The sequence below is a fragment of the Microvirga arabica genome, from assembly GCF_016811235.1.
Taxonomy (GTDB): domain Bacteria; phylum Pseudomonadota; class Alphaproteobacteria; order Rhizobiales; family Beijerinckiaceae; genus Microvirga; species Microvirga arabica.
Genome location: NZ_JAFBID010000148.1, coordinates 1 through 5,663, shown reverse-complemented (window position 1 = coordinate 5,663; position 5,663 = coordinate 1). Strand labels below are relative to the sequence as shown.

The window sequence follows — 5,663 nt, the reverse complement described above, 5'->3', positions numbered from 1 at the left end:
AAACACTTGCTCACGATCAGATGAAACGGGCGCTCACCATCGCGTGAAATCGCCGCTCACGATCAGCGAAATCCGCAGCAATGTCACCAAGATCACGGCAGGCAGCCTGAAAGACCGCGATCACGCTGCCACTGCTGTTGTCACAGCGGTTGAAGATCGAATTGGCAAGCACCATGAAGCGCCAGAGAAGATCCAGCGCTTCAGCTGCATCGACTTTGGCTACCTGACTGATGGCCTGTCTCTGGGTCTCGAGATCCGTGACAAGGGCCTTGCGCTGGTGCCAATCGACGAACGAGCGGGAGCGGGCAATGGTGGTCAGGCGCTTGCGGATCTCCTGTGCCATATCGGCAGGGCTGGCGGCGCCGGCCAGTTCCAACCGCAGGCGGCGTTGGGCGGCTGCATTGCCCCGGCTGATCTCGATCAGCAGTGCAGCCAGGCGCTCGGACCCAAGCGCCTCAAGGTTCTTCGCGTTCAGAGTTTTGCGTGAGGCCATGTCGCATCCTAGGTGCGTCCAGGGCTCTCATGTATGGGTCAGGCGGATCACGATCAATCGGTAGTGGTTTGCTCGCGGCGAGGGGGCCTGAACGTCCCACGTAAATCTATTATAACATTTCGCATAACAAGCATTATGGAACCTCGGTGCAGTGACTCTCTTACACCGCAAAACAATCAAGTGACCCTAGCGCACGCACGTTAAGGAACTTGCGTCTGTCGCTTATCCCATGGGTGGAGCCACGCCTCTCACTGTGCTTGAGCTTCCGTTGACCTTGTCTGCTGGCGTAGGCTTGCTGTGTCCAATCCAAGTGCCGTGACTGGTATCACACTCCGTTGAGACCCGTCGGTTGCCTTCTGTCCAGTGCTGGTGTCTTCGCGGCCGCCTGAACCGTGTGATTCTGTAGCAGCGCGCTCTCTCTTCTGAGGGTGCTTTGACGGGTATCGGCTCGCTACCAAGCTATTTTGCCTACGCCTCATCCCTAATGCTCAACAAAGAGACAGGTCGTGAGTGCCAAACCAGCATTGGACCAATTGCTTATTGGTTAGGCTGCGATTTACGTTAGCCTTGTTGTTGCACAGTTTCCTGCATTCAAAGTCCGTGAGCTTGGACGCCAATTAGAAGATTGGTTTAAAATGGCTACACCTGATGTCAGCGTCTATCTCCTTACCCGATAGTTCGAACTTCGCTCTGGGGCGCTTACGAGCTCTCCTTGAAGACGGCTCCCTCGAGCCTGGCGCTCGACTCCCGCCGGAGCGAACCTTGGCGGCGCAGATCGGCATCAGCAGGCAGACGTTGCGGCGGGCGCTCGAGGTACTGGAGGCGGAAGGGCGGATCTGGCGCCATCAGGGTAAGGGAACTTTCCTGGGGCCTCGCCCGGTCCACCCCCAGATGGGGCTCGAAGAGTTATCGAGCCGCACCAATCCTCTTGAGGTAATGAACGTTCGCCTGGAGATCGAGCCGATCCTTGCGCGTCTGGCCGCACTGTACTCCTCGAATGGTGACGTAGAGCGGCTCTTTCATCTTGTTCAGAAAACGGCTTCGAGTTCGGACGCGGACGCCTACGAACTCTGGGACAGCGCCTTGCACCGAGCCATCGCGGAGGCTGCTGGCAACTCCCTGCTGCTGGCCATCTTTGATCTGGTTGATCGCATCCGCCAGGACATGAACTGGCAGGCTTTACGCGAGCGGGCTCGCTCCAAAGACAAGCTGTCGGCTCAAGTTGAGCAGCACCGGCAGATTGTTACGGCCATCGCGCAGCGCGAGGCCCACGCGGCGGAGCAGGCCATGCGAGAGCATCTGGAACTCGTACGTGACGGTCTTTTGAAAGTCATGACACGCCCCCTGCCTGACCAGATCGACGGACAAATTCCGGGACCACCCGTGTCAAACAAGAACAAGGACAAGCTTCGCCATGGTGCATGAGGCGGCACGACGACCGATCACCGAGATCCACCATCCCAGCAATGCAGCCCTCGATTCCGAACGGCCGCTGCTGAGCGTCCAAGGGCTGTCCATCCGCTTCGATGGAGCCCCGAAGGACGTGAACGTCGTCGACGACGTCAGCTTCTCGGTGCGAAAAGGCAAGACCCTCTGCATCGTCGGCGAGTCCGGCTGCGGCAAGAGCGTGACGTCGCTGGCCCTCATGGGGCTCCTGCCGACCCCTCCGGCAAGGATCGTGGCAGGCTCGGCCACCTTCGATGGGCAGAACCTGCTGACGCTCACCGAGCGTGAACGGGCGGATCTGCGCGGGGATCGGATGGCGATGATCTTCCAGGAGCCGATGACCTCTCTGAACCCGGCCTTCACCATCGGCGACCAGATTGCCGAGGGCATCGTCCGCCATCGCAAGGTTTCCAAGGCCGAGGCCATGGAGCGGGCGCTCGATATGCTCAAGAAGGTGCGCATTCCCGCGCCGGAGAAGCGCCTGCGCGCCTATCCGCACGAGATGTCCGGCGGCATGCGGCAGCGCGTGATGATCGCCATGGCACTTGCGAACGATCCGGAGCTCTTGATCGCTGATGAGCCGACCACCGCGCTCGACGTGACGATCCAGGCGCAGATCCTCACCCTCATCAAGCGCCTGCAGGAGGAGACCGGGACGGCGATGATCCTGATCACGCACGATCTCGGCGTTGTGGCCGAGGTCGCCGATGAGGTGGCCGTGATGTATGCAGGGCATGTGGTCGAAAGCGGGCCGGTCGAGGCCATCTTCGAGGATCCGCAGCACCCCTACACCATCGGCCTCATGGGTTCCGTTCCATCGCTCGGCCGCCGCCAGGGGCGCCTCGCAACCATTCGCGGCACCGTGCCTCCCGCCGAGTTAATGCCCAAGGGCTGCCGCTTCACGCCGCGCTGCCCCTTCTCGGACGCCCGCTGCGGCAATGAGCTTCCGCCCCTCGGCGAGATCCGGCCCGGCCACCTTGCCCGGTGCTGGTACGCCCCCGTCGAACAGAAGCGTGGAGCAGCCGCATGAGCGTGATGGCAACCACCGGCGACATCATCCTTGAAGGCGTGGACCTCAAGAAGCACTTCGGCAGTGGAGGCTTGCTCTCCTCTCCCACAGTCGTTCGTGCGGTCGATGGCGTATCCCTCGACATCCGCCGCGGAGAGACGTTTGCCATCGTGGGCGAATCCGGTTGCGGCAAGTCCACTCTCGGCCGCCTTCTCCTCCGGCTCATCGAGCCGACCGCCGGTGACGTGCGCTATGAGGGCCGCTCAATCCTGAAGCTCAGCAAAGGCGAGCTGCGCCGGTTACGCCGCGAGCTCCAGATTATCTTCCAGGATCCTTACGCTTCGCTCAACCCACGCATGAATGTCGGCGACATCATCGCGGAGCCGATCTGGCTGCATAACTTAGCCAGTGGTTCTGCGAAGCGCGATCGGGTTGCGGATCTCATGCGCACGGTCGGCCTCCTTCCGACCCACGCCGATCGCTACCCGCACGAATTCTCCGGCGGTCAGCGCCAACGCATCGGCATCGCCCGGGCGCTCGCGGGAGATCCAAAGCTGATTGTGGGTGACGAGCCGGTCTCGGCCCTCGACGTCTCGATCCAGGCGCAGATCATCAACCTGCTGGAGGATCTGAAGGATCGCTTCGGCCTCACCCTGGTCATCGTGGCCCATGACCTCGCCGTGATCCGGCACATGAGCGACCGGGTGGCCGTCATGTATCTCGGCGAGATCATGGAGCTGTCGGAGACCGACGCGCTCTTCGACAATCCGTTGCATCCCTACACCCAGGCTTTGTTGGCCGCGATCCCGATCCCAAGCCCTTCAAGCCGGCAGCCGAAAGCGCTCCTGCAAGGCGACGTGCCGAGCCCGGCCGCCCCGCCGTCCGGATGCCGCTTTCACACCCGCTGCCCTCATGCGCGCCCCGTCTGCAAGGAGCAGCACCCTGCCCTCGAGGCAGCGCCCGATGGGCGACGCGTGGCCTGCCATTTCTGGCGCGAAATCCAGGGAGCGGGAGCCGGTTCCATCAGCGCCCCGCCCCCGAGCGCAGCGCTCGCAAAGCGCCTGGCGCTCTACCAAACTTGGCGTGAACGGCAGGATAAGCCCGTCGCGACGAGCTCATAAGCCCAGAGGAAGAGAGAACGAAGACGATGAAAAAGCTACCCTTGATCACCCTCGCCGCAGCGCTCCTGATGAGCACGGCCGCCTCTGCACAGACCCTGCGCGTCGGCCTGAACGAGGATCCCGATATTCTGGATCCCCATCGCGCCCGCACCTTTGTCGGACGTCTCGTGTTCACGTCGCTGTGCAACAAGCTTGTGGACCTTAATCAGGATCTCAAGTTTACGCCGGAGCTCGCGACTGAGTGGAGCTGGAGCGATGACGGCAAGTCGCTGACCTTCAAGCTGCGCCCTGGTGTCAAGTTCCACGACGGCGAGCCCCTGAATGCCGCCGCCGTAAAGGCTAACCTAGAGCGCGCCCGCACGCTTCCGGACTCCCTTCGCAAGAGCGAGCTGACCTCCATCGACAATGTCGAGGCGGTCGACGACCTGACCGTGAAGGTCAATCTCTCCCGCCCTGATGCAACTCTGCTTGCGCAACTTTCCGACCGCGCCGGCATGATCTTGTCGCCAAAGGCTTTTGCCTCGGGCGATTTCGGCCAGAAGCCCATCTGCTCGGGCCCATACAAGTTCGTCGAGCGCGTGCAGAACGACCGTATCGTCCTCGAGAAGTTCGCCGACCATTGGGATGCGAAGAGTTTCAACTTCGAGCGGGTCGTGTTCCAGCCGATTCCCGACACAACGGTGCGCCTCGCCAACCTGCGCTCCGGCAATCTCCATCTCGTCGAGCGGATTGCACCCAATGACGTCGCTACTGTGAAGGGTGACGCGCAGCTGACACTCGCGTCGGTCAGCGGCCTCGGTTACCAGGGCTTGACCATCAACACCAACAACGGCGAGCGAACCAAGACGCCCCTGGGTCAGGATAAGCGCGTGCGTCAGGCGCTCGAACTCGCAATTGACCGCGACGTGATCAATGAGGTGGTGGGTCAGGGCATGTTCCCGCCGGCAGGTCAGCCGTTCCCGCCGGCCAGCCCTTACAACAACCCGAAATTTGCGGCTGAGAAGCGCGATGTCGAGAAAGCCAAGCAACTGCTCAAGCAGGCGGGTGTCGATCGGGTGAAGTTTGAGCTGACCTTCGGCACCAGCACCACCACCCAGCAGATCGCCGAGATCATCCAGGCCATGGCGGCCGAGGCCGGTTTCGACATCACGCTGCGTCCGACTGAGTTTGCGGCCATGCAGAAGGAAGGAATGGCAGGCAATTTCGACGTCAACCTGATTGCCTGGTCCGGCCGCGTGGATCCCGACGGGAACATCCACCACTTCGTGACCTGCAAAGGCACCACCAATGATGGCCGGTACTGCAATTCAGAGGTCGACCGGCTGCTCAACGAGGCGCGCACGGTGAACGACGAGGCTAAGCGCAAGGGGCTTTATGATGCCGCGCAGGCAATCCTGCAGGATGAGCTGCCGCTGATCTATGTGTACTACCAGCCCTGGCCTTTTGCTCACACGAAGAAGCTGCAAGGGTTCAAGCCTTCCCCAGACGGCATGATCCGCCTGAAAGGTGCGAAACTGGCCTCCTGATCGCATGATAATCGCGTGCCCGGTCACAGGACCGGGCACGCCCTCCCTACTCTGATGCAGGTTCCTTA

General features: G+C 61.6%; 5 protein-coding genes. 4 read left to right on the top strand and 1 reads right to left on the bottom strand.

Annotated elements, in window-relative coordinates; all coding sequences use genetic code 11:
• Nucleotides 1-16 precede the first annotated feature (16 nt).
• Complete coding sequence (locus JQC81_RS31805; RefSeq protein WP_203275765.1) at nt 17-493, bottom strand: DUF6880 family protein; 477 nt, start codon at nt 491-493, stop codon at nt 17-19.
• Between the two features lie 648 nt (nt 494-1,141).
• Between JQC81_RS31805 and JQC81_RS31800 the strand changes: the two genes are divergently transcribed.
• From JQC81_RS31800 to JQC81_RS31785, 4 genes are read left to right on the top strand one after another with little or no spacing between them, the layout of a single operon-like run.
• A complete protein-coding gene (locus JQC81_RS31800) occupies nt 1,142-1,918 on the top strand; it encodes a FadR/GntR family transcriptional regulator (RefSeq protein WP_203275764.1) in 777 nt (258 codons plus the stop codon).
• A complete protein-coding gene (locus JQC81_RS31795; RefSeq protein ID WP_246520832.1) occupies nt 1,908-2,969 on the top strand; it encodes an ABC transporter ATP-binding protein in 1,062 nt (353 codons plus the stop codon). Before JQC81_RS31800 ends, JQC81_RS31795 begins: the two co-directional genes overlap by 11 nt.
• On the top strand, nt 2,966-4,069 hold the full coding sequence (locus JQC81_RS31790; RefSeq protein ID WP_203275763.1) for an ABC transporter ATP-binding protein: 1,104 nt from the start codon (nt 2,966-2,968) through the stop codon (nt 4,067-4,069). Before JQC81_RS31795 ends, JQC81_RS31790 begins: the two co-directional genes overlap by 4 nt.
• 26 nt (nt 4,070-4,095) lie before the next feature.
• A complete protein-coding gene (locus JQC81_RS31785) occupies nt 4,096-5,595 on the top strand; it encodes an ABC transporter substrate-binding protein (protein ID WP_203275762.1) in 1,500 nt (499 codons plus the stop codon).
• Nucleotides 5,596-5,663 lie beyond the last annotated feature (68 nt).

Coding starts and splice junctions, on each gene's coding strand:
- JQC81_RS31805 (WP_203275765.1), bottom strand. CDS start 493: ATGGCCTCACGCAAAACTCTGAACGCGAAGAACCTTGAGGCGCTTGGG.
- JQC81_RS31800 (WP_203275764.1), top strand. CDS start 1,142: ATGTCAGCGTCTATCTCCTTACCCGATAGTTCGAACTTCGCTCTGGGG.
- JQC81_RS31795 (WP_246520832.1), top strand. CDS start 1,908: ATGGTGCATGAGGCGGCACGACGACCGATCACCGAGATCCACCATCCC.
- JQC81_RS31790 (WP_203275763.1), top strand. CDS start 2,966: ATGAGCGTGATGGCAACCACCGGCGACATCATCCTTGAAGGCGTGGAC.
- JQC81_RS31785 (WP_203275762.1), top strand. CDS start 4,096: ATGAAAAAGCTACCCTTGATCACCCTCGCCGCAGCGCTCCTGATGAGC.